This is a genomic window from Flexivirga lutea (assembly GCF_054778955.1).
The window spans coordinates 135,978-159,348 of record NZ_BAAGZB010000002.1; the positions used below are offsets into that span (position 1 = coordinate 135,978).

The 23,371-nt window shown below is 69.0% G+C and carries 20 protein-coding genes; 12 read left to right on the plus strand and 8 right to left on the minus strand.

The annotated features are described in order from the left end of the window. Positions 1–130 precede the first annotated feature (130 nt). From ACYVBN_RS07075 to ACYVBN_RS07085, 3 genes are all read left to right on the plus strand, one after another. Positions 131–1,075, plus strand: coding sequence for a universal stress protein (locus ACYVBN_RS07075; protein ID WP_460599902.1), 945 nt, complete (start codon positions 131–133; stop codon positions 1,073–1,075). 338 nt (positions 1,076–1,413) lie between these two features. Then, positions 1,414–1,791 carry a hypothetical protein gene (locus ACYVBN_RS07080; RefSeq protein ID WP_460599903.1) on the plus strand — a complete coding sequence of 126 codons (378 nt, stop codon included), beginning with the start codon at positions 1,414–1,416 and terminating at the stop codon, positions 1,789–1,791. Positions 1,792–1,868: 77 nt separating this feature from the next. Next, positions 1,869–2,846 carry a peptidoglycan-binding protein gene (locus ACYVBN_RS07085; protein ID WP_460599904.1) on the plus strand — a complete coding sequence of 326 codons (978 nt, stop codon included), beginning with the start codon at positions 1,869–1,871 and terminating at the stop codon, positions 2,844–2,846. Here ACYVBN_RS07085 and ACYVBN_RS07090 read toward each other — a convergent pair. Then, positions 2,822–3,364: a hypothetical protein gene (locus ACYVBN_RS07090; protein ID WP_460599905.1), complete on the minus strand. Its 543-nt coding sequence runs from the start codon at positions 3,362–3,364 to the stop codon at positions 2,822–2,824. The genes ACYVBN_RS07085 and ACYVBN_RS07090 overlap by 25 nt on opposite strands. A gap of 84 nt (positions 3,365–3,448) precedes the next feature. On the opposite strand from ACYVBN_RS07090, the gene ACYVBN_RS07095 reads away from it, so the two are divergent. After that, positions 3,449–4,231: an SCO family protein gene (locus ACYVBN_RS07095; protein ID WP_460599906.1), complete on the plus strand. Its 783-nt coding sequence runs from the start codon at positions 3,449–3,451 to the stop codon at positions 4,229–4,231. An 18-nt stretch (positions 4,232–4,249) separates the two neighbouring features. Here the strand turns inward: ACYVBN_RS07095 and ACYVBN_RS07100 are convergent, their stop codons facing one another. After that, positions 4,250–5,674, minus strand: a complete 1,425-nt coding sequence (locus tag ACYVBN_RS07100; protein ID WP_460599907.1) for a helix-turn-helix domain-containing protein — start codon at positions 5,672–5,674, stop codon at positions 4,250–4,252. Between the two features lie 150 nt (positions 5,675–5,824). On the opposite strand from ACYVBN_RS07100, the gene prpC reads away from it, so the two are divergent. The 3 genes from prpC to ACYVBN_RS07115 all read left to right on the plus strand — a co-directional run bounded on the left by prpC (position 5,825) and on the right by ACYVBN_RS07115 (position 10,017). Then, positions 5,825–6,973: a 2-methylcitrate synthase gene (gene prpC / locus ACYVBN_RS07105; protein ID WP_460599908.1), complete on the plus strand. Its 1,149-nt coding sequence runs from the start codon at positions 5,825–5,827 to the stop codon at positions 6,971–6,973. Between the two features lie 675 nt (positions 6,974–7,648). Next, entirely contained in the window at positions 7,649–9,151 is a 1,503-nt protein-coding gene (locus tag ACYVBN_RS07110; protein ID WP_460599909.1) for an MmgE/PrpD family protein, read from the plus strand. Further along, the gene (locus ACYVBN_RS07115; RefSeq protein WP_440280892.1) at positions 9,151–10,017 is read left to right on the plus strand and encodes an isocitrate lyase/PEP mutase family protein; all 867 of its coding nucleotides are present in this window, start codon (positions 9,151–9,153) and stop codon (positions 10,015–10,017) included. Before ACYVBN_RS07110 ends, ACYVBN_RS07115 begins: the two co-directional genes overlap by 1 nt. Before the next feature lie 176 nt (positions 10,018–10,193). Here the strand turns inward: ACYVBN_RS07115 and ACYVBN_RS07120 are convergent, their stop codons facing one another. From ACYVBN_RS07120 to ACYVBN_RS07135, 4 genes are all read right to left on the minus strand, one after another. Continuing rightward, a complete protein-coding gene (locus ACYVBN_RS07120; protein ID WP_440281830.1) occupies positions 10,194–10,874 on the minus strand; it encodes a transglycosylase family protein in 681 nt (226 codons plus the stop codon). Between the two features lie 469 nt (positions 10,875–11,343). Further along, on the minus strand, positions 11,344–12,846 hold the full coding sequence (locus tag ACYVBN_RS07125; protein WP_440281829.1) for a threonine/serine exporter family protein: 1,503 nt from the start codon (positions 12,844–12,846) through the stop codon (positions 11,344–11,346). Between the two features lie 80 nt (positions 12,847–12,926). Then, a complete protein-coding gene (locus ACYVBN_RS07130; RefSeq protein WP_460599910.1) occupies positions 12,927–14,732 on the minus strand; it encodes a serine/threonine-protein kinase in 1,806 nt (601 codons plus the stop codon). Between the two features lie 110 nt (positions 14,733–14,842). After that, a complete protein-coding gene (locus ACYVBN_RS07135; RefSeq protein ID WP_460599911.1) occupies positions 14,843–15,268 on the minus strand; it encodes a CBS domain-containing protein in 426 nt (141 codons plus the stop codon). 234 nt (positions 15,269–15,502) lie between these two features. Here ACYVBN_RS07135 and ACYVBN_RS07140 point away from each other — a divergent pair, with 234 nt between their 5' ends. From ACYVBN_RS07140 to ACYVBN_RS07160, 5 genes are all read left to right on the plus strand, one after another. After that, the gene (locus ACYVBN_RS07140; protein WP_460599912.1) at positions 15,503–16,888 is read left to right on the plus strand and encodes an alpha,alpha-trehalose-phosphate synthase (UDP-forming); all 1,386 of its coding nucleotides are present in this window, start codon (positions 15,503–15,505) and stop codon (positions 16,886–16,888) included. After that, positions 16,885–17,655, plus strand: coding sequence for a trehalose-phosphatase (otsB, locus tag ACYVBN_RS07145; RefSeq protein ID WP_460599913.1), 771 nt, complete (start codon positions 16,885–16,887; stop codon positions 17,653–17,655). The genes ACYVBN_RS07140 and otsB overlap by 4 nt, the downstream gene beginning before the upstream one ends. Positions 17,656–17,811: 156 nt before the next feature. Continuing rightward, on the plus strand, positions 17,812–18,927 hold the full coding sequence (locus tag ACYVBN_RS07150) for an ABC transporter ATP-binding protein (protein WP_460599914.1): 1,116 nt from the start codon (positions 17,812–17,814) through the stop codon (positions 18,925–18,927). Positions 18,928–19,049: 122 nt separating this feature from the next. Next, on the plus strand, positions 19,050–20,291 hold the full coding sequence (locus tag ACYVBN_RS07155; RefSeq protein WP_460599915.1) for a DUF4032 domain-containing protein: 1,242 nt from the start codon (positions 19,050–19,052) through the stop codon (positions 20,289–20,291). 112 nt (positions 20,292–20,403) lie between these two features. Beyond that, a complete protein-coding gene (locus ACYVBN_RS07160) occupies positions 20,404–20,937 on the plus strand; it encodes an RDD family protein (protein ID WP_460599916.1) in 534 nt (177 codons plus the stop codon). 13 nt (positions 20,938–20,950) lie between these two features. Here the strand turns inward: ACYVBN_RS07160 and rlmB are convergent, their stop codons facing one another. Together rlmB and cysS are read right to left on the minus strand one after the other, a co-directional pair. Further along, the gene (gene rlmB, locus ACYVBN_RS07165; protein WP_460599917.1) at positions 20,951–21,907 is read right to left on the minus strand and encodes a TrmH family RNA methyltransferase; all 957 of its coding nucleotides are present in this window, start codon (positions 21,905–21,907) and stop codon (positions 20,951–20,953) included. Position 21,908: 1 nt separating this feature from the next. After that, the gene (cysS, locus tag ACYVBN_RS07170; protein WP_460599918.1) at positions 21,909–23,330 is read right to left on the minus strand and encodes a cysteine--tRNA ligase; all 1,422 of its coding nucleotides are present in this window, start codon (positions 23,328–23,330) and stop codon (positions 21,909–21,911) included. Positions 23,331–23,371: the final 41 nt, after the last annotated feature.

Genomic DNA, 23,371 nt, shown 5'->3' on the forward strand with positions numbered 1-23,371 from the left:
CACGGTAGTTCGCCGGATTCGTCGGCGACACCCAGCGGGCGGAATCGGGACCTTTGGCCCTCCGAGCGAGGCGAAGGCTCGTCCATCCTGAAGTTGTACCCAACGACCAGTACTCGATCGAGGAGGAATCATGACCGGCCACGTCCCACAAGGCGCCGTCGTTGTCGGCGTCGACGGATCTGCGCAGGGCTGGCATGCCCTTCGGTGGGCCGCCGACCGAGCACAACAGGCCGACAAGCCCCTGCACATCCTCCATGCCGAGGGGACGCTGTTCTCCCACTACTCCTCGACGGCGGATGTCGAGCCGATCGACAACATCAGCGATGAAGCCGTCAGCATGCTGGCTGACCGGAACCCCTCACTTGCAGTCACCTGGTCGCAGCCGGCGGACTCGCCGATCGCGGCGCTGGTCGACGCATCGAGGTTCGCCAGCGAGGTTGTACTGGGCACCAGAGGAGTCGGCGCGGTTCGCGGTGCCGTCCTCGGCTCGGTGACGACACGGGTCTCCGGCGCGGCCCACTGCCCCGTCCTGATCGTCCGTGCACCGGTCACAGACAAACAGGCCAACGGCCCGGTCGTCGTCGGTGTCGACCTTCGGCCCGACGGGGTCGCGGCGCTCGAGTTCGCTTTCGCCGAAGCCGATCGCCGTAAGGTGCCCCTGATCGCCGTGCTGTGCTGGCAACTCGACCGGTTCGACTTCGCCAGTGGCATCCCGATGCCTGGTGGCAACATGGAGGCAGCCCACCAGCAGCACCGAGCGCACTTGGCGAAGGCGCTGGCCGGCCCGTCCGGACGGTGTCCGAACGTGCAGGTCACGGCTCACGACGAATGCGCGCCGACGGCTGACGCACTCGTCGAACGTAGCGTCAACGCGTCGCTGCTCGTGGTGGGTACCCGAGGCCACCGCGAAATCGCCGGCCTCGTTCTCGGAGCAGTCAGTCAACGGGTGATCCGCCGGGCCGTGTGCCCGGTCGCCGTGGTCGCTCACGTGAGTCAAGCCACTGCCCCGCGTGGTGGACATACCGATGACGAGACCTTCGTCTCTCGTCACGGAACACCAGCCGGATCAGCCTGACCTTGCAGCCAGGCCCGCCACGACGGGCCGACTGATGGGGGGACCGATGGGTCGGTAGCACCGCGAGGTGCTGCCGGCCCGTCAGCACGCGGGAAGAGATTTTGGGCCGAACTCGCCCCATCGGGGTTCCTGCGGGTGGATGATCGACTCGACTAACTGCCCTCGCGCACGGCGTCCGCACCGGCGCGCACAACGACCTTCAACTCGTTCTCCGGTGAGGACTCGTATGTCGGTGGCCATCCGGGCCGGATATGCCGGGCCCGGCACCGCGTCCACGGGACGGACGGCACCTTCACCGGCTAGGCGGACATGCGACCGACCGTGCGTTCCTGACCGGGTTGCAGGACCGCTACCAGGTCGACGGCGTGCCGGTCCTGCCGATCATCGCCGACTCGGCCGCCCGTGCACACCGGTCTCAGCTCACGTCAACGGAGGCGGCATACGAGCAATTGGTCGCGCCGACCGGCACCTTCGCGATGCACATGCTCAAGGCGTCGACGGCCGGGGTCAGGAGCGTCAGCGCGAGTGAAACGAGTTACACACGAACCGAGAACACGTTGCGAGCACTGGGATCCGACCGTGACACGCTCGGGCAGCAACTGGCCGCAGTGATCCTCGGCGCCAACGAGGCTCACGGCGCTCAGTCGGTCGGCCGCCTCGCGGACCTGACGTCGTCCGCTGCTCGATGGGAGGTAGGTGCCGGCGCGATGGGCTGACTCATCGGACGACCTGCCCTACAGTGTTGCGGTTCAGCGTCACAGTCGTCACACGTGTCACGAGGTGGATCGTCCTCATGAAGCAGATCGCGTCACTCACCCTCGCCGGCGTGGCGGTGCTCGCCCTCAGCAGCCTCGGCCCGGTGGCCGCGGGCACGGCGGCGAGCACCGCCCATGCGGCCACCTCGAGCTGCTCGGTGATCACCATCCGGTATGGCGACTCGCACCACGCACTGGTCAAGACTCTGCAGCAACGGCTGGGCGGGCTGACCGCCGACGGCTACTTCGGCAACGCGACCCTGCTGAAGGTCAAGGCGTTCCAGACCGGGCGCGGCCTGGTCGCCGACGGTGTCGTCGGTCCGATGACGTGGGACCTGCTGGGCGGGTTTCCGGGGTGCACGACGGTCACCGGTTACGTGATGGCCGACGCGGGTGCGGCCGGATCGAAGGCCACCATCCGGTCCGGTCCCGGCCTGAAGTACAACGTCGTCGGCAGCTACGGTCCGCACGCCCAGGTGACCGGCACCCGCGTCGGCACGGGCCCGTGGCTGCGCACCAGTCTCGGTTACGTGCACAAGGGCAACCTCGAGACCTCGACGTCGAACCCGTCGTCGATCAACGGCCGGATCCCCGCCGGCAACCTGTGCCAGATCCCCGCGGCATACAACTCCCCGGACAGCTTCGACCCCGGTTACACCGCGACGACGCCGCGCTATCTCAATTGCGACGACCAGCCCTATCTGGTTGCCATGGAGAACGCCTACAAGGCACAGTTCGGCCACTACGCCGCGATCGACCTGACCTACCGCAGCATCAACGAACAGTGGTATTGGTACGACAAGTTCGGCAGCCCACGTGCGGCATACCCGGGCACCTCCAACCACGGCTACGGCATCGCGGTCGACTTCCGCGAGACCGACCAACCGGGCGAGGAGTTCGGCTGGGGCGGCGCCGGCCAGAAATGGTTGTCGGCCAACGCCCAGCGGTGGGGTTTCACCAACCCGTTCCCCTATGGCACCGACGGCGAGAGCTACCACTTCCAGTTCGTCGGCTGATCGCTGCGCCGGCTGCCGTCGTCGAAGAGCCGCACGGTGCCGATGAACCGTCGCTCGCCATCGACGACCGGTGCACCCGGAATCGCCTCCGCCGTTGGCTGCATCGGCGATCTGGTCGTCAGCCGTGCCGCGACGGCCTCGCCACGGTTGACCAGTTGGGATCGGTAGATGGTCCGGTCGTCATGCCGGACGATCAGGTAGGCGAGTCCGACCGCCACCATCGCCGGCGCCAGGATGGTGAGGTTGCCGGTCATCTCGGCGACGACCCCGAGTGCGTCGGCCAGTTGCGCGACGGTCATCGAGCGGTGGATGTCGATCAACACCAGGGCACGGAACTGCGGCAGCGTCACCTCCGGTTCCAGGCCGGCCAGCGCGCCCGCCGCGACCGCCACGAAGACCCGGTTGGCGGCGAGGACCGCGTCGACGATGTCGGCCTGTCCGGCCAACATGCTCGCCGCGTCGTCGTCCGCGAGTTCGGCGTCGATCGAGCGGGACACGGAATCATGACAATCGGCCATGTGTGCAGCATAGAGCAACTATTGCACTGTGCAGTGATGCGTGCCGTCCAGCCGGAGTTCAGCTGCGCATGCCAGGGTCGCCGCATGCATCGATGGCACGGGGCGCTCGTCGGGGGCATCGGCGGGGGCATGGTCGCGTTGAGCCTCACGGCGTGCTCGGCGGCGCCGGCCGCCAAGCCCAAGCCGGCCGAGCCGGCGACTCCGGCGTCGCTCAATCGGATTGGCACGCCGATGGATTCGAAGATTCCGGAGTGGGTTCGCGATCTGTCGTTCACCGCCAGCGCCGGCCAGCGGGTCAGCCTGGAGGATCTGGCCGGGCGCACGGTGGTGCTCTCGGACGTCATGACGCTCTGTCAGGAGACGTGCCCGATCGACACCGCGACGCTGGTCCAGACCGCCCGGGCCGAGCAGAGCACGAGCTCCGGCCGGCCCCCGCTGTTCGTGTCGCTGACCGTCGATCCGGCCCGGGACACCACCGCACAACTGGCCGCCTATCGCAAGCTCTTCACCCGTCCGCCCTCGGACTGGCAGGCGTGGACCGGCAGCGCCAAGAACGTCAAGGCACTCTGGGACTACTTCGGTGTATGGCGCAAGCGGGTCCCCGACGGCACGGGACCCGTCCCACACAACTGGCGCACCGGCGCTGCGCTGACCTATGACGTCCAGCACTCCGACGAGGTGCTCTTCATCGACGCCGCCGGCGACGAGCGCTTCGTGCTGGAGGGCGCGCCCTACGCCCGGGCGGGCTCCGTGCCGCCGAAGCTGCGCTCCTTCATGGACGCGCGAGGCAGGAGGACGCTCGACTCCCCCGCGCACACCGCGTGGACCGAGTCGCAGGCGCAGACCGTGCTGAACTGGGTGCGGTGATGAATCCCGTTCCTGACGTCAGTCCGGATCACCCTCGTGCACATAGGGATACAGGTGCGTCCGGTTCTCGTCGACCTGCAGCGTCCGTCCCGCGAACGGCACCGCCCGCTGGGGGCAGGCCGGGCGTTCGCAGACGCGGCAACCCATGCCGATCTTCGCCCGCAGGGTGCGGTCCTGCAGGTCCAGGCCGGCGGCATACACCGTTTGCGGCGCATAGGACAGGTCGCAACCGAGACCGACCGAGAACGTCTTGTTCGGGGCGCGGAAACCCACCGCGCCACTGGTGACCGTGCGCGCGATCCACAGATAGGCGCGCCCGTCGGGCATCTCAGCGATCTGCCGCAGCACCTGGCCGGGACGGGTGAAGGCGTCATACACCGTCCACAAGGGGCAGGTGCCGCCGGTGCGTGAGAAGTGGAAGGGTGTCGCCGACTGCCGCTTGGAGATGTTGCCGGCGCGATCGACGCGGACCAGCGCGAACGGGATGCCCGAATCATCCGGCCGTTGCAGCGTGTTCAACCGGTGGCAGATCGTCTCGAAACCGACGTCGAACTCCTCCGACAGCATCTCGATGTCGTAGCGCAGCCGTCGTGCGGCGGTGAGGAACGTGCGGTAGGGCAGCAGCAGCGCCCCGGCGAAGTAGTTGGCCAGCCCGATCCGGGTCAGCCGTGTCGTCACCTCATCGGCGTACGGCGCGGTGAACAGGTAGGCCGCGATCTGCTCCTCCATCGTCAGCAGGGCGATCTGACTGGCCAGCTGGAATGCCTTCTGCGCCGGCCTCAGCTCGGCGGCCACCAGCAACCGCCGCTCCTGCGGTTCGAACAACCGCTGACCGTGCAACTGCTCGCGAGGGCGCTCGACGACGTCGACACCGAGCGTCTGCAGGTGGGCGCGGACCTGCTCATAACGGGTGCGAGGGCGCAGCTGCAGCCGCGCGGCCAACTCCTCCGCGCCGCGGTCCAAACTGTCGAAGTGGTTGCGGTGCAGGGCGATGAAGTCGCGCACCGCCTCGAACGGCATCACGGGCCCGATTTCGTCGTCGCGGTCGCCGCCGAGCCGCAGCTCCAGCGCCTCGATGCGCTCACGGTCGGCGTTGCGGCCGCCGGCCAGGCTCAACAACGCCGACGCGACACCAGGCAGTTGATCGGCGACCAGGCGCACCTCGGACAACGACAGCGCACGCAGCTCCGGGTGCTCGGCGAAACTGTCGACCAGCGCGGCCGCGGTGCGCGCCCTGGGGTCGATCGTCAGCTCCTGCACCTCCACGCCGAGCACGGCCGCGATGCGGGTGCGCAGCTGTGGTGTCAGCACCCGCGCGTTGTGCTCGATCTGGCTGAGGTAGCTGGCCGAGATCGCGCACCGCCGCGCCAGAGCCGCGCCGGTCAGACCCGCCTCCTCCCGAGCACGGCGCACCACGAACCCGGCGTACTCCCCAGTGACCACGCGTCAATCTTCGCAAAGTTCGCAACGGCACTGCCCAAACTGTCGCAACTTCGCAGCAGGGCGCTGGTTTCCGCGACGGAGCTGTTTGCTTATGTTGTGAAGGACGCAGGAACCCCGACAACTCGACCGACAAGCCCACAAGGAGTCGTCATGGCCGACACAGCCACCACCCCGAAACCGAAGAAATCCGTCGCGCTCTCGGGGGTGCCGGCAGGCAATACCGCCTTGTGCACCGTCGGTCAGCACGGCAACGACCTGTCCTACCGCGGATACGACATCAACGACCTGGCCGAGAACTGCAGCTTCGAGGAGGTCGCTCACCTGCTGATCCACGGCACGCTGCCGACCGCCGCCCAGCTGGACACCTACCGGGCGCAACTGAAGACCAAGCGCGCGTTGCCGCTCGCGGTCCGCGAGGCACTCGAGGCGCTGCCCGCAGCGAGTCACCCGATGGACGTCATGCGCACCGGCGTCTCGGTGCTCGGCTGCACCCTGCCGGAGAAGGACGACCACAACGACGCGGACGCCCGCGACATCGCCGACCGGCTGATCGCATCGCTCGGTTCCATGCTGCTCTACTGGTACCACTGGACCCACAGCGGCAAGCGGATCGACGTGGAGACCGACGACGACTCGATCGGCGGGCACTTCCTGCACCTGCTGCACGGGACCGCGCCGACCGACGAGCAGGTCCGCGCGATGAACATCTCGCTCAACCTGTACGCCGAGCACGAGTTCAACGCCTCCACCTTCACCGCCCGCGTCATCGCCGGAACCGGCTCGGACCTGTACTCCGCGATCACCGGTGCGATCGGTGCCCTGCGGGGGCCGAAGCACGGGGGCGCGAACGAGGTCGCACTCACCATCCAGCAGCGCTACGCAACCCCGGACGAGGCCGAGACCGACATCCGCGAACGTGTCGCCCGCAAGGAGGTCGTGATCGGGTTCGGTCATCCCGTCTACACGATCTCCGACCCGCGCAACAAGATCATCAAGAAGGTCGCCCAGGACCTGTCCGAGGGCACCGGTGACGAGCGGCTCTTCGCCGTGGCCGAGCGCATCGAGTCGGTGATGTGGGACGCCAAGAAGATGTTCCCGAACCTCGACTGGTTCAGCGCGGTCAGCTACCGCGCGCTCGGGGTGCCCACCGACATGTTCACGCCGCTGTTCGTCATCTCCCGCACCACCGGCTGGGCCGCGCACGTCCTCGAGCAGCGCGCGGACAACAAGATCATCCGGCCGAGTGCCAACTACGTCGGCCCGGAGGACCAGAAGTTCGTCCCCCTCGCCGAGCGCTGATCCCGTCGGTCGAGTAGGGCGAGCCGCTAGGCGAGCCCGTATCGAGACCTCGTGACCGACATACTTGGTCTCGATACGCTCCTTCGTCGCTACTCGACCAGCGTGCCCACGTCGGTCGAGTAGGGCGAGCCGCTAGGCGAGCCCGTATCGAGACCTCGTGACCGACATACTTGGTCTCGATACGCTCCTTCGTCGCTACTCGACCAGCGTGCCCACGTCGGTCGAGTAGGCCGGAGCGCTAGCGCAGGCCGTATCGAGACCTCGTGACCGACATACTTGGTCTCGATACGCTCCTTCGTCGCTACTCGACCAGCGTGCCCACGTCGGTCGGGTAGGGCGAGCCGCTAGGCGAGCCAGTATCGAGACCTTATGACCGACATACTTGGTCTCGATACGCTCCTTCGTCGCTACTCGACCAGCGTGCCCACGTCGGTCGAGTAGGGCGAGCCGCTAGGCGAGCCCGTATCGAGACCTCGTGACCGACATACTTGGTCTCGATACGCTCCTTCGTCGCTACTCGACCAGCGTGCCCACGTCGGTCGAGTAGGGCGAGCCGCTAGGCGAGCCCGTATCGAGACCTCGTGACCGACATACTTGGTCTCGATACGCTCCTTCGTCGCTACTCGACCAGCGTGCTTCTTCGACATACACCCCATCCACGATTGGCGAACAGCTTTGTCCAGCAGTGAAAACGACTCCACCACAACGAAATCCGCGACCGGCGGCCGCGCCTGGGACGACGTCCTGGTCGACATCGTCGACTACGTCCGCGACTACCGGATCGACTCCGAGCTCGCGCTGAGCACTGCCCGCAACATCCTGATCGACGCGCTCGGCTGCGGACTGGAGGCCCTCGAATACCCCGCCGCCACCAAGTTGCTGGGCCCGATCGTGCCCGGCACCGAGGTGCCCAACGGCGCCCGCGTCATCGGCACCAACTACGTCCTCGACCCGGTCCAGGCCGCGTTCGACAACGGTGCCCTGGTGCGCTGGCTCGACTTCAACGACACCTGGCTGGCCGCCGAGTGGGGCCACCCCAGCGACAACGCGGGCGCCATACTCACCGTCGCCGACTGGATCTCCCGCGAGCGGGTCGCCCGCGGCGAGGAGCCGTTGACCATGCAAACCGTCATCGAGGGCATCGTCAAGGCGCACGAGATCCAGGGCGTCATCGCGCTCGAGAACTCCTTCAACGCGGTCGGTCTCGACCACGTCATCCTGGTCAAGGTCGCCAGCACCGCCGTCGTCTCGACACTGCTCGGCCTGAACCGTGAGCAGACGCTCGCCGCCGTGTCGCTGGCCTTCGTCGACGGCCAGTCGCTGCGCACCTACCGCCACGCACCCAACGCCGGCAGCCGCAAGAGCTGGGCCGCCGGCGACGCGTGCAGCCGGGCCGTGAAACTCGCGTTGATCGCGCGCACCGGCGAGATGGGCTACCCGACCGTGCTGACCGCGCCGACGTGGGGCTTCTACGACGTGAGCTTCGGTGGCAAGCCGTTCACGTTCCAGCGGCCCTACGGCTCGTATGTCGCCGAGAACGTCCTGTTCAAGATCAGCTACCCGGCCGAGTTCCACAGCCAGACCGCGGTCGAGGCCGCGCACACGCTGCGGGACCGGCTCGAGGCCGCCGGCAAGACGATCGACGACATCGACGAGGTGACGATCCGCACCCACGAGGCGTGCATCCGGATCATCGACAAGCAGGGCCCGCTGAACAACCCGGCCGACCGGGACCACTGCATCCGGTACATGGTCGCCGTCCCGTTGATCTTCGGTCGGCTCACCGCCGCGGATTACGAGGACGACGTCGCCGCCGACCCGCGGATCGACGCGCTGCGCGCCAAGATCCATTGCGCCGAGGATCCGCAGTTCACCAAGGACTACCACGACCCGAACAAGCGCAGCATCGCCAACGCGCTGACCGTGAAATTCACCGACGGCACCTCCCTGGACGAGGTCGTCGTGGAGTACCCGATCGGGCACCGACGCCGCCGGGAGGAGGGCCTGCCGCTGCTGGAAGCGAAGTTCCGCCGCAATCTGGCCCGCCGCTTCGACGAGACCCGCCAGCAGCGGATCGCCGAGGTGTCGCTCGACCAGGACACACTCGCCGCCACCCCGGTACACGAGTATGTCGACCTCTTCGTGACAGCGGACAACGATTTCGGGAAGGGCGCCTGATGCAGGCCTCGACGAGGCAGCAACTGCGTGCACTGGTCGACGAGCGGGCCGGTGTCGTCGTGCCCGGATCGTTCAATCCCTTGTCGGCGAAGGTGATTCAGGACCTGGGCTTCCGGGCGTCATACGTCACCGGTGCCGGGGTGACCAACATGTCGCTCGGCCTTCCGGACCAGGGCTTCATGGGGCTTGCCGAGATCGCCGACCACACCGCCCGGATCCGCGACGCCGTCGACCTGCCGCTGCTGGTCGACGCGGACACCGGCTTCGGCAACGCGCTCAACGTGCGGCACACCGTGCGGGTGCTGGAGCGAGCCGGCGCCGACTGCATCCAGTTCGAGGACCAGGTCGCACCGAAGCGATGCGGCCACTTCGAGGGCAAGTCGGTCATCTCCGACGACGAGGCCGTGAACAAGATCAAGGCCGCCGTCGACGCTCGGCGTGACGACGACCTGCTGATCATGGCGCGCACCGATGCCGCCGCCGTGCACGGTTTCGAGGCGGCCGTGGAGCGGGCGCGAGCGTTCGGCGAGGCCGGCGCGGACATCCTCTTCGTCGAGGCGCTGACCGACCGTGAGCAGGTGTTGAACCTGCCGAGCCTGGTCGAGCAGCCGCTGCTGGCCAATCTGGTCATCGGTGGCAAGACGCCGATGGTCTCGGCACCGGAGCTGGCCGAAGCCGGTTACGGCATCGTGCTCTACGCCAACGCGGCGCTGCAGGGTGCGGTCTTCGGCATGCAGAACGCCCTCACCGCGCTGCGCGACCGCGGCCGCGTCACCGAGGAGGACAACCTGGTCGTCGGCTTCGCCGAGCGGCAGCGCCTGGTCGACAAGCCGATGTGGGACGCCCTGAACGACCGCTACGCCTGATTCCCCTGCTTCGCCTCCTCCACAGGACGCCAGCGGCATACCGGCCGCTCACCGAACGGACACCATACGACTGAGAGGACACGTTGTTCGGCCCCGAATGGGCCGAACAACGTGTCCTCTCAGTCTGTTCGTGTCCGCTCGGTCAGAGCGGTGGGTGTGTCAGAGCGGTGGGTGTGTCACAGGCCCTTGGAGTTGAGGTAGCCCTGAAGCGCCACGACGGTGCGACCGTTGAAGTGCGAGGCGCCGTCCTGGGCGATGCCCAGGTAGCGCTGCATGGCCGCGGTCGTGACCGGGCCGATGATGCCGTCCTGGTGTACGCCGAGCCGGGCCTGCAGCGCGAGGACGGTCTGCGAGGTGTAGTGGTTGGCACCGTCCTGCCGCACACCGAGCCAGTGCTGGGTGGAGGCGGTGGTGAGCGGCCCCACGATGCCGTCCAGCACCAGCGGCCGGTGACCGCCGCGCGATGCCGGAGGCGCCGGCTGCGGTGCCGGCCGGGGAGCCTGGCGGGCGCCGCCGAGGTCGACACCGACCGCGAGCCCGTTGGACCGCGTGAGCCCGGCCCGCTTGGAGCAGACCGGCCAGGCGCCCGGACCCTGCACGCGCAGGGTCGCCTGGGCGACGTAGATCTGTTGGTCCCGGGTCGCGTACTGCGCGCTGGAGGCGAACCGGCCACCGCCGAACGCCTGCCAGGTGGACTGGGTGAACTGCAGCCCGCCGGAGAATCCGTTGCCGGTGTTGATGGACCAGTTGTTGCCCGACTCGCAGGATGCGACGCGGTCCCAGACGTTCCAGGGCGTGTCCGCCTTGGCGTGCGCTGCGGTGGCCAGTCCGGCGCCGGCCGCGGTGGCCGAGGCCATGACGGCGCCCATCGCGCGCCGGCCGGCGACCGATGGTCGAGCGATCCTGTGTCGCGGTGTGTACGGCAAGGTCGTGTCCTTTCCTGACGAACGCGTCCGGGGTCGACATCCGACTCGGGCGTCGGGGAGCCCCGCCTCCCGGCCGGCATCGGGGCCGCCGGCCGTGCACGCCGCCGGAGGTTCGACGTTCTGACGTGCGTTCTGAGCGGATGTGTGCAGTTGGTGACCGGCTCTCGCCGGTGATGATGCGTGCCGTGAGGCGTCCCGCACGTTACGGGATTGACGGGTGTGACACAAGATATGAGTGAGACCAATGAGAAAACTTCAAGCCGACACGCCGTCACGGAAGGTAAAATTACATCGATGTAGTTCCCAGTGCTGGCGCGGCCGAGCCGCCCCAGCCGGGCCGGCACGCCGGATGGCGCACCGGCCGCAGCGAACCGAAAATTGTTGTGCGGGGCGGCCGCGATCAGCGCCGTCGCACCCGCCGGCGGTGCAGCGCCTGCCGGTCCAGCGGCGCCGACAGCACGTCGCCCATGACGACGCCGGTACTGATCGCGAGGGCCACCGCCGCCGCGCCCATCAGCGTGCTCACCGCATGTGCCTGGGTGGTCACCGAGGTGCCGACGATGCTGCCGGACACGGCGTCATACATGCCGCGGAAGATGCGCAGACCCGGCAGCAACGGTGACACCGCCGGCACCACCAGGACGAGCGCCGGTGCACCGAGCCGCAACCCGATGAGCCTGCCGAAGACACCGATGGCGATGGCGGCCACCGCGATCGAGGTCGTCGCGCCGAGCCGGAAGCCGCCCAGCCCGAGCGAACTGGACAACCCTCCGGACAGCAACACCCCGACCGCACCCAGCAGTCCGGCGGGCAGCAGGTGTCGCGGGAGCACCCGGGCAGCGACCGCACTGCAGACCGCACCGAACGCGCCGCACATCACCCGCAGCCACATCACCGCCGGTGCGGAGTCGAAGGACAACGCCTTCGGCGTCGTCAGCTGCAGGTCCAGCGCCTTGTCCAGGCGCAGGGTGAAGGACAGTCCGGCAGCGATGCCGACGATGATGCCCGCCGTGGACAGGAAGACGGTCAGTAATCGCCCGGCTCCCGTCACCGGATAACCGGTGATGGCGTCCTCGACGGCCGAGGCCATCGCGCGGCCCGGCAACAGCACGACGATGCCGGCCGCGACGGCATACCCGAAGTCGGTTGCGGGCATGTCGAGCCCGAGCCAGCCGTGGATGCCGACCAGGTAGCCGCACCATGCCAGCAGCACCGAGATGGCGCCGCCGGCCGCGGACGAGTAGAAGGACGGCACCGCTCGCTTGCCGAGCCAGCGGCCGATCCGGTCGACCGCCAGCGCGGACAGCACCGCGACGACGATCGCCATCGCGTGCCCGCCCAGCAGGGCGCACACGGAGCCGGCCAACCCGGCATACCCGAGCGCGACCAGCCAGCGCGGGTAGAGCCGAGCGGCCCGCTGGATCCGCCGTAGTTTGCGTGTCGCGGCGTCGACGTCGTCGATGCCGCCGGTGACGAGCTCCTCGACGAGGCCGTGGACCGCACTCAACCGGGCGAAGTCACGGGTGTTGGACCGCACGACGCGCAGCAGCGTGACGGGGACGCCCGCCGGGGTCGGCGCCTGCACCAGCAGCGACTGATTGGTGATGTCCACCTCGAGCCGGCGCAGCCCGGCAGCTGCGGCGACCGCCACCACGGCGGCCTCCACGTCCCGCGTGCCGGCGCCGCAGCGCAGCAGCAGCTCACCGACGCGGACGGCCAGCTCCAAGGCACCGCGGACCGACGCCTCCTGGTCGGGGGCCTCCATGGTGCGCGGGTCGCGGTACGGCGTGTGGCGCAGGCTGTCCGCGATCGGTAGCGGCTCGGTGACCGGCTCGCCCTGCAGGAAGCGCATGCGGCCGGAGACCGGCAGCCCGCCGGGATCGGTGTCCTGAACCTCGTCCACGCGCCCAGCGTAGATCGGTCTTCCTGTGCGCGATATGCGCCAGCTGGGCAGCACCTGACCGGCGCGCGTGGCGGCGCGACTCAGCGAGCGAAGGGACTCGCCGCGGCGAGTTGCAACCGGAGGCTGGAGTTGCTCTGGATCGGCCACCAGCTGGCGCCGGAGGACAGGTGTGTCGCTGCGAAGACGCCGCCCAGCACGGCGATCACGACACAGAGCCCGACGATGATCCGGGTCAGCGGCTCACCCCGGACGACGCCGCGCACGATGCTGCGCGAGCCCCGTCGCAGCGGTATGCCGCCGGGCCCCCACCACATCACCAGCGCGGCAACCAGCACACCGGCCGCCAGCGGCAGCGGGCGGCCGACGAAGACGGAGTCACCTCGCGCCATCGAGTAGATCAGCGCGACAGCGGCGGCCGTGCAGGCGCCGACGAAGGCCGGGATGAGCACGGTCAGCAGAGTCGCCAGCGCCGCCACCACGCCGTGCCACGGCGAGGTGATGGCGGCCACGAACGTGTCGGACTTGCGCGGTCCGGCGCTGTAGCGGCGCAGCACCATCGAGGTGATCGTCTTGTCGCACCAGCGGGCCGCGATCGCCCACAGCACCACCAGGGTGATGCCCACGATCGGCAGCACCGCGCTGATGCCGGTCAGGGCCACCAGCAGCGCCGCCAGGGTCCCGGTGCGCGACGACTGGCCGATGCGGGGATCGGGCGGCGGCACGAAGCGGCCGGGCGGGATGGACGGCACCGGGCGATCTGCCCGGTCGCCCTGATCGGCGCGCGCCGGCTGCCCGGGGCGGACGACGTGCCCGCGGGAGGCCGCGAAGTTCTCCGTCGGGTCCGCGGCGGCCGGGCGAGCCATCGGTCCCGGACCGGGTCCCCGCAGCCGTTCGGTGCTGGGCGCCGGGCCGGCGAACTGCTGGGTCACCGGCTTGCGCCGGTCGGGACGTTCGGCCGGTCCGCGGCGCCGGCCGATCATCGGGATCTCGCCGGTGTTGCCACCCCCGGCGAAGAGGTCGAGCGCGGACAGGACCTCCCCCGCCGCGGGGCGGCGCGAGGCGTCGGGGTCGAGCGCGGCCTCGAGCAGTGGCCGCAGCCGCGGCTCCACGCCCTCGAGGTCGTATTCGCCGCGGCACACCCGATCGAGCACCACCGGCATGGGGCCGCGCCCGAACGGGGCACGGCCGCTGGCGGCATACGCGAGGGTGGCGGCCCAGCCCCACCAGTCGGTCGCCTCGGTGACCTCGTCACCCTCGACGATCTCCGGTGACAAGTAGCCGGGAGTGCCCATCACCAGGCCGGTCGAGGTCAGTCGTGAGTCGTCGGCCACGTGCGCGATGCCGAAGTCGATCAGGACCGGGTCGTCACCGACCATCAGCACGTTGCCCGGCTTGAGGTCGCGGTGCACGATGCCCGCGCGGTGTATGGCGCCGAGCGCGTCGGCGAGCCCCCGGCCCAGCCGGGCGAGCCGGGCGGCCCCGAACGGGCCGTCGTCCTCGACCACGTCGTCCAGCGACGCACCGGGCACGAAACTGGTGACCAGGTAAGGGTTCTCGCCGTCGACGTCGGCATCGAGAAAGGCGGCGACGTGCGGTGACCGGACCCGCACTAACGTGCTGACCTCACGGCGCAGCCGCTCCCGCGCGCCGCGATCGTGGGCGATGTGCGCCCGCAACACCTTCAGCGCGACGGCCTGACCGCTCGGGTCCAGCGCCTTGTAGACCACGCCCATGCCGCCCTCGCCGATCTTGCGGATCGGCTGGTAGTCGCCGATGCGGTCCTGGTCCGCGCGCCGGTCCAGGTCGTCGGCGCCCTGGATCACCGGCAGTCGGTGCGTGCCACCGTCCCCGGGGTCTCCGGGAGCGGAATGCCGGTCAGCAGTCATGGTGTCCACGGTATGCGACAACGAACCAGACCCTGCGCACGACGCCCGGGTCGTCGGGGACGTGGCCCACGACACCCCGGTCGTGGCCCGTCCGGTCCGTCACGCGGTGCTCAGCCGGTGATGTAGGACTCCAGCTGGTCGCGCTCGCTCTGCAGCTCCTCCAGCCGGAACTTCACGATGTCGCCGATGCTGACGATGCCGACCAACTCGTCGTCGCGCACGACCGGCAGGTGACGGAAGCGGTGCTCGGTCATCGAGGCGGCCAGCGAACTCACCTCGTCACCGGGCGAACAGGTGATGACCTGGCTGGTCATCAGCTCCTCCACCGGTTTTTCCAACAGCCCGTCGGCGCCGCCCACCAGCGCACGCACGACGTCGCGCTCGCTGATGATGCCGGCGATGGCGTCGCCGTCCGTGACCACGACCGCGCCGATCCGGTGGTCGGCGAGGGTCTGCACCAGATCGCCGATGGTGGCGTCGGACGTGAGCGTGACGACGTCCGAACCCTTGCCCTTGAGCAACTCTTGGATGCGCATGTTTCACGGTATCGCCAGGGGCGCGACCGTGGCCATGATTGTGCAGGGCGGGTGGTTGGAGTGTTCGAAACATCGCTCGCCCGGGTATGTCGAGGGCGTCATACCGTCCCGTCATACAGTGAGGCCGATCGCCACGGCGCCTCGCGCGACGGGCGTCTCGTCGAGGATTCCGCTCAAGGATTCTGCCGTGGATTCGAAAGGGTTGTGCCGTTGTCGCAGGAGAGGTTCGACCTGGTGATCGCAGCCAATCGGCTGCCCGTGGACCGTGTCCGGGAAGGTGGTCGGTCGGTATGGCGCCGCAGCCCGGGCGGGCTGGTCACCGCGATGGAGTCGGTGATGAGCGGCCGGGACGGTGCCTGGATCGGCTGGTCCGGCGTGCCCGGCAAGGCGCCGGCGGCGTTCGAGCAGGGCGGCATGCGGTTGCACCCGGTCGCGCTCAGCGCCGAGGAGGTACGCGACTACTACGAGGGCTTCAGCAACGGTTCGCTGTGGCCGCTCTACCACGACGTCATCGTGCCGCCGACGTTCAAGCGCCGGTGGCAGGCGGCATACGAGACGGTCAACCGGCGCTTCGCCGAGGCCGCGGCGAAGCTGGCGGCTGAGAAGGCCACGGTGTGGGTGCACGACTACCAGTTGCAGCAGATGCCGCAGTTCCTGCGTGAGCTGCGGCCGGACCTGCGGATCGGCTGGTTCAACCACATCCCGTTCCCACCGGTCGAGCTGTTCATGCAGCTGCCCGCGCGCGACGCCATGCTCCGTGGTCTCCTGGCGGCCGACTTCCTGGGTTTCCAACGGCGCACGGATGCGCAGAACTTCCTGCGGGCCTGCCGGCAGCTGCTCGTCGACGACGACATCTCGGTCCGCGCCGACGTCGTGCACACCGCCGACGGGCACGAGTGCCGGGCCGCCGCGGTGCCGATCTCGATCGATACCCGCGGCATGGCCGAGCTCGCGGCGACCGCGAAGGTGCGGGAGCGGGCGGCCGAGATCCGCGAGCAGCTGGGCAACCCGAAGCACCTGCTGCTCGGGGTCGACCGGCTCGACTACACCAAGGGCATCCGGCACCGGCTCAAGGCGTTGGAGGAGATGTACCGTGAGGGGTCGCTGGACCCCACCGAGACGAAGTTCATCCAGGTCGCGACGCCGAGCCGGGAGCGGCTGGAGGCCTATCAGCACATCAAGCGGGACGTCGAGCAGACCGTCGGCCGGATCAACGGCGAACACTCCAGCTTCGGCGCGCCGCCGGTGACCTATCTGCACCGCTCCTTCCCGCGCGACGAGATGGCGGCGATGTTCGTGGCGGCGGACGTCATGCTGGTCACCCCGTTGCGGGACGGCATGAACCTCGTCGCCAAGGAGTATGTCGCCGCGCACGACGAGACCGGCGCGCTGGTGCTGAGCGAATTCACCGGTGCCGCAAACGAACTCAAGCAGTCCTACCTGTGCAATCCGCACGACATCGCGCGGACCAAGCGCACGATCGTGCGGGCCATCGAGGCCTCGCCGGAGGAACGCGCCCGCCGGATGCGGGCGATGCACCGGCAAGTGCTGCGTCATGACGTCCAGCGGTGGGCCGAGCGATTCCTGACCGACCTGGCCGTCGCGCCGAGACAACCATGACGGAGTCCTCCCAGTTGCACGACGCCCTGGAGAGTTTCGCCGCGCGCGGACCGGTCCTGGTCGCCACCGACTTCGACGGTGTACTGGCGCCACTGGTGACGGACCCGTCGACGTCCCGGCCGATCGAGGGGTCGATGGAGCTGCTGCGCGAGATCGCAGCACTGCCGGCGGTATCCGTGGCGATCGTCTCCGGCCGCGACCTGGCAGCGCTGCGTGCACTCAGCGGTGCGGCCGCGGCGGACGACATCGCGCTGATCGGTTCGCACGGCGCCGAACCGGATCGCGAGCTGCCGCTGGACCTCACCTTCGACACGGCGGCACGGCAGCGGCTGGCGCAGGCCACCGCGGCACTGGAGGAGGTCGCCGCGGCACACCCGCCGACGCGCATCGAGCGCAAGCCCGCGGGTGTCGTGCTGCACACGCGCAACGTCCCGGCAGACATCGCGGCGGCGGCGACCCGTGCGGCGCTGGCCATCGACCTGCCCGGCGTCGACGTGATGGACGGCAAGCAGATCGTCGAACTCAGTGCCCTGCCCATCACCAAGGGCAGCGCGTTGCAAGCACTGGCAGCCGAATTCGGCACCGTGGCGACTCTCTACCTGGGCGACGACGTGACCGATGAGCGCGCCTTCGCCGTCCTCGCGGATGACCCGGCCAACGTGACCGTCAAGGTCGGGTCCGGGCAGACGCTCGCGGCATACCGCATCGACAGCCCCGAGGACGTCCTGCCGGTGCTGCGCACCGTGCGCGACGCGCGGCGCGGCTGAGTCGCGTCACCACTGGTCCGGGTGTACCGGCCCGTCACCGCGGCCGGCCGGTTAGAGTGTGGCTGGCGTCACACCCGTGTAGTGCGGGACAGGCGTCGCATCCCATTCACAACGGATCGTCCGGCACGTTCCTGCCGGTGAAGGAGTTGCACCACCATGGCGACAGTCACCTATGACCAAGCGACCCGCGTCTACCCCGGCGCCGACACCGCATCGGTCGACAAGCTCAACATCGACATCCAGGACGGCGAGTTCCTCGTCCTCGTGGGTCCGTCCGGCTCCGGGAAGTCGACCGCGCTGCGCATGCTCGCCGGCCTCGAAGAGGTCAACGAGGGCCGCATCCTGATCGGTGACCGCGACGTCACCAACCTGTCCCCCAAGGACCGCGATGTGGCCATGGTCTTCCAGAACTACGCGCTCTACCCGCACATGTCGGTCGCCGACAACATGGGCTTCGCGCTGAAGATCGCCGGTGTGCCCAAGGCGGAGATCCGCAGCCGCGTCGAGGAGGCCGCCAAGATCCTCGACCTCGAGGCCTACCTGGACCGCAAGCCCAAGGCGCTCTCCGGTGGTCAGCGCCAGCGTGTCGCGATGGGACGGGCGATCGTCCGCTCCCCGCAGGTCTTCCTGATGGACGAGCCGCTGTCCAACCTGGACGCCAAGCTGCGCGTGCAGACCCGGACCCAGATCGCTTCGCTGCAGCGACGTCTCGGCGTCACCACCGTCTACGTCACCCACGACCAGGTCGAGGCCATGACTATGGGCGACCGGGTCGCGGTCCTCAAGGACGGCGTGCTGCAGCAGTTGGACACGCCGCGCCGGATGTACGACCACCCCAACAACGTCTTCGTCGCCGGCTTCATCGGCTCGCCCGCGATGAACCTGCTGGAGGTGCCGGTCACCGAGGCCGGCGTCAAGCTGGGCTCGATCGTCCACCCGGTCGACCGCGCCACGCTGGCCAAGACCGAGACCACCGTCATCGTCGGCATCCGGCCCGAGGACCTGGAGCCGACCACCGAGGGCGGCATCCCCGTGGAGGTCGACGTGGTGGAGGAGCTGGGCGCCGACGCCTACATCTACGGCCGCACCACCATCGGCGAGCAGCCCGGTGAGAAGCAGCTGGGCGGCTCCGACGACGAGAAGCAGATCGTGGCGCGCGTCGACGGCCGCCAGGTGCCGGACAAGGGCAAGACGATCAACTTCGCACCCAAGGGCAACGGGGAGCACCTGCACCTCTTCCACCCCACGACCGGGGAGCGCCTCGAGTCCTGAGTCGTATGGCGGGTCGGCCCGCACCGAGACGGCGGCATACACCTTCCGGGTGTGTGCCGCCGTCGCGTCGTGGCCTCGCCGCAGGCTGTCGTCGACGCAGGGGGTGAAGCAGAATGGTGCCCGTGGCACTCGACATCACGACCGCCCGCCCCTGGCCCGCCCTGCTCGACCTGCCCTGGCGCCAGCCGCTCGAGGACTGGCCGGAGGACCGCCTGGCGGCGCTGCCGCGGGGCATCTCCCGCCACGTGGTGCGCTTCGTGCGGGTCGAGGGCCGGGTGGTGGCGATCAAGGAGATCAAGGCCGAGATCGCCATCCGCGAATACAACATGCTGCGGATGCTCCGGCGACTCGGCCAGCCCGTCGTCGAACCGATCGGTGTCGTCAAGGGCCGGCTCACCAAGAGCGGTGAACCGCTCGATGCGTGCCTGCTGACCCGGCACCTGCAGTTCTCCCTCCCCTACCGGGCGATGCTCAGCCAGAGCCTGCGCCCCGAGACCGCCGCCCGGCTCATCGACGCGCTGGCCGTGCTGCTGGTGCGACTGCACCTCGTCGGGTTCTGGTGGGGTGACGTGTCGCTGTCGAACACGCTCTTCAAACGCAGCGCCGGCGAGTTCGCGGCATACCTGGTGGACGCCGAGACCGGCGAGCTGCAGGACAGGCTGACCGACGGGCAGCGCGCGCACGACCTGGACATCGCGCGCGTCAACATCGCCGGCGAGCTGATGGACCTGCAGGCCGGTGGCTTCCTCGGCGAGGAGTACGACCCGATCGAGATCTCGGACCGGATCATGGAGCGGTATGACGTGCTGTGGCGTGCCCTCACCGAGATCGAACGCTTCGACGTCGGCGAGCGCTGGCGGGTGGACGAGCGGATCCGCCGGCTCAACTCGCTGGGCTTCGACGTCGGCGAACTGGACATCACCACCGACTTCGACGGTGCGACCATCCAGATCCAGCCGAAGATCGTCGACGCCGGACATCACTCGCGGCGGCTGCTGCGGCTGACCGGGCTGGACGTCGAGGACAACCAGGCGCGCCGGCTGCTCAACGACCTGGACTCCTACCGGGCGTCCAAGGACCGGCAGAACGACGACGAGGAGCACGTCGCACACGACTGGCTGATGCAGGTCTACGAGCCGGTCACCCGGACCGCGCCGCCGGAGATGCGCCGCAAGATCGAGCCCGCCGAGCTCTTCCACGAGGTCCTCGAGCACCGCTGGTACATGTCCGAGAAAGCGCACCGCGACTTCCCGATCGAGGAGGCCGCACGCGACTACATCGCCACCGTGCTGCCCAAAAAGCCCGACGACAGCACCGTCGTGGGTGTCGACACCGAGGAGATGCCGGTCCGGGCCGACCGGTAGCGCCGGACAGCGGCAACGGCAACGGAAACGACACGTCGGGCGCTGCATCGGTACAGTTCGCTGCACCGACTGCCGCCAGGGAGCAGTCATCGATCCACCAGAGGGGACCACCATGAGCCAGTACGACGGCCCATCCGATCCGGGACAGTACGGCAATCCGCCCCAGCAGCAGCCGAGCGGCAGCTACGGCGCCCCCGCGTACGGCCAGCCGGCCGGACCGTACGGCAGCCAGGTCGCGATGGGCCCGGGAGGAACCCACCTCGACCCCTCCACCGGCCTGGTCATTCCGGACGGCACGCAGGTCGCCTCGGTCGGCCGCCGGATCGGCGCGTTCTTCCTCGGCTTCCTGCTGACGATCGTCACTCTCGGCATCGGCTACGTCATCTGGGGCCTCATCGAGTGGGGCAACGGCCGCACGCCCGTGCAGCGCGTGCTGGGCATGCGGTGCTACAAGAACAACGAGTTCCGGACGTTCGGCTGGGGTGACATGTTCCTGCGCGAATTCGTCTACTGGGCGTGCGGCATCGTCTTCCTGGTGCAGATCGCCAACTTCATCGTCTTCGTGGCGAACGGCAAGCGCCAGGCTCTGCATGACATGGCCAGCAACTGCATCGTGGTGCACGACCCGGACAGGGTGCTCGGCTGATCGGGTCTCAGGGTCAGTGCTCGGCGCGCAGCCTGGCCACTTCGTAGAGCGTCACCGAGGCCGCGATGCCGGCGTTGAGCGACTCGACCGACGAGCTCATCGGCACCGAGACGATCTGGTCGCACGTCTCGCGCACCAGCCGGGACAGACCCTTGCCCTCGGAACCGACGACGATGACCAACGGTTCGGTCGCGAGCTGCAGCCCGGGCAGTTCGACGTCACCGTCCATGTCGAGGCCGACGACGAAGAAGCCGGCCTTGCGGAAGTCGGTCAGCGTCCGGGTCAGGTTGCCGGCCAAGGCCACCGGCACCCGCGCCGCAGCACCGGCCGAGGTCTTCCAGGCGGCGGCCGTCATACCGGCCGAGCGGCGCTCGGGAACGATGACGCCGTGGCCGCCGAACGCCGCGACCGAGCGCAGGATCGCACCCAGGTTGCGCGGGTCGGTGATGCCGTCGAGCGCCACCACCAGCTGGGTGCCGGGGGCTTCGGGGTTGAGCAGGTCGTCCGGGTGCGCGTACTCGTAGGCCGGGATCTGCAGCGCCAGGCCCTGGTGCGGTGTGCCGTCGGCCAACCGGTCCAGCTCGGACCGTTGCGCCTCCATGATCGGGATGACCTGGTCGGCGGCGATCTTCAGGGACTCCTTGACCCGGTCGTCGGAGTCGATCCGGCCGGCGACATACAGTGCGGTGGCGGGTATGCCGACCCGCAGCGCCTCCAGGACGGAGTTGCGGCCGACGATGATCTCGCCCGACTGCTTCGTCGAACGCTGCGGTCGCCGCGGCGCACCCTGCTTGGCGGCGTCGGACTTGCGAGCAGCCTTGTAGGCCTTGTGGTTCGGCCGCTCACTGGCCTTCGGCGTCGGCCCCTTGCCCTCCAGCGAGCGACGCTTGTGGCCGCCGGTGCCGACCTGGGGTCCCTTGCGCGAGTTGCCCTTGCGGACCGCCCCGCGACGGCTTGAGTTTCCGGGCACGTCAGTCGTCCTTCTTCGATTTGCCGGTGACCGTCCACCGGGCGCCGTCCGGTCCGTCCTCGACGGTGATGCCGGCAGCGGTCAGCTGGTCGCGAATCTGGTCGGCCGTGGCGAAATCACGGTCCTTGCGAGCGCGTGCTCGGGCGTCGATCAACGCGTCGACGAGGCTGTCGAGCGCATCCGTCGTGGCGGCGTCACCAGCGGTGTTCCATTGGGGCGCCAGCGGATTGACGCCGAGCACGTCCGTCATCGCCACGACCTGCGCGGCCAGTTCGGCGGCGCGCGACGTGTCACCGTCGTCGAGGGCGATGTTGCCCTCGCGGATCAGATCGAAGACGACGGCGAGCGCACCCGACACGTTGAGGTCGTCGTCCATCGCCTCGGCGAACGCCGGAGGTATGGCGCCTGGTTCTCTCACCCCATCCGGCACGGCGCGGTCCAGGAACCCCTCGATGCGTTCGACCGCTGCGGCCGCCTCGTCGAGCGACCCGGGCTGATACTCGATCGTCGAGCGGTAGTGCACGGCACCGAGGTAGTAGCGCAGCACCAGCGGGCGCACGGTCTTGGTCAGCTCGAGCACGGCGAGGCTGTTGCCGAGCGACTTGCTCATCTTCTCGCCGGCGATGGTCACCCAGCCGTTGTGCATCCAGTAGCGGGCGAAACCCAGTCCCGCACCACGGGATTGGGCCTGTTCGTTCTCATGGTGCGGGAAGCGCAGGTCAATGCCGCCGCCGTGTATGTCGAAGGTGTCACCCAGCCAGCGCCGCGCCATCGCGGAGCACTCCAGGTGCCAGCCGGGACGACCGTCACCCCAGGGCGTAGGCCACGAGGCCGTCGCCGGCTCGCCCGCCTTGGTGCCCTTCCAGAGCGCGAAATCGCGAGGGTCGCGTTTGCCGCGCGGGTCCGCGTCGGCGGCCGGCTCCATGTCGTCGAGGCGCTGCCGGGTGAGGCTGCCGTACTCCGGCCACGACGTCACGTCGAAGTAGACGTCACCGGAACCGTCCTCGGCCGGATAGGCGTGCCCCTTGTCGATCAGCAGGCGGATCAGGTCGACCATGTCGGTGATGTGGCCCGTCGCACGCGGCTCATAGCTGGGCCGCAGCACGCCGAGCTCGTCGAGGGCGTCGTTGGTGGCGCGCTCGAAGTCGTACGACCACTCGTTCCACGGGACGTCGGCCTCCGCCGACTTGGCGAGGATCTTGTCGTCGATGTCGGTGACGTTGCGCACGAGTGTCACGTCATACCCGTGCCCCGTCGTCAGCCAGCGGCGCAGGATGTCGAAGGCGACCGCGAAGCGCACGTGCCCGATGTGCGGAGCACCTTGGGTGGTCAGACCGCAGATGTAGATGCCGACATGTCCCTCGCGAAGCGGCTGGAAGGGCCGCTCGGTCCCGGTGGCGGTGTCGAAGATCTGCAAAGTCACCCGCCGAGTTTAACGGTCGCCGAGGGCGCCTCCGGCCACCG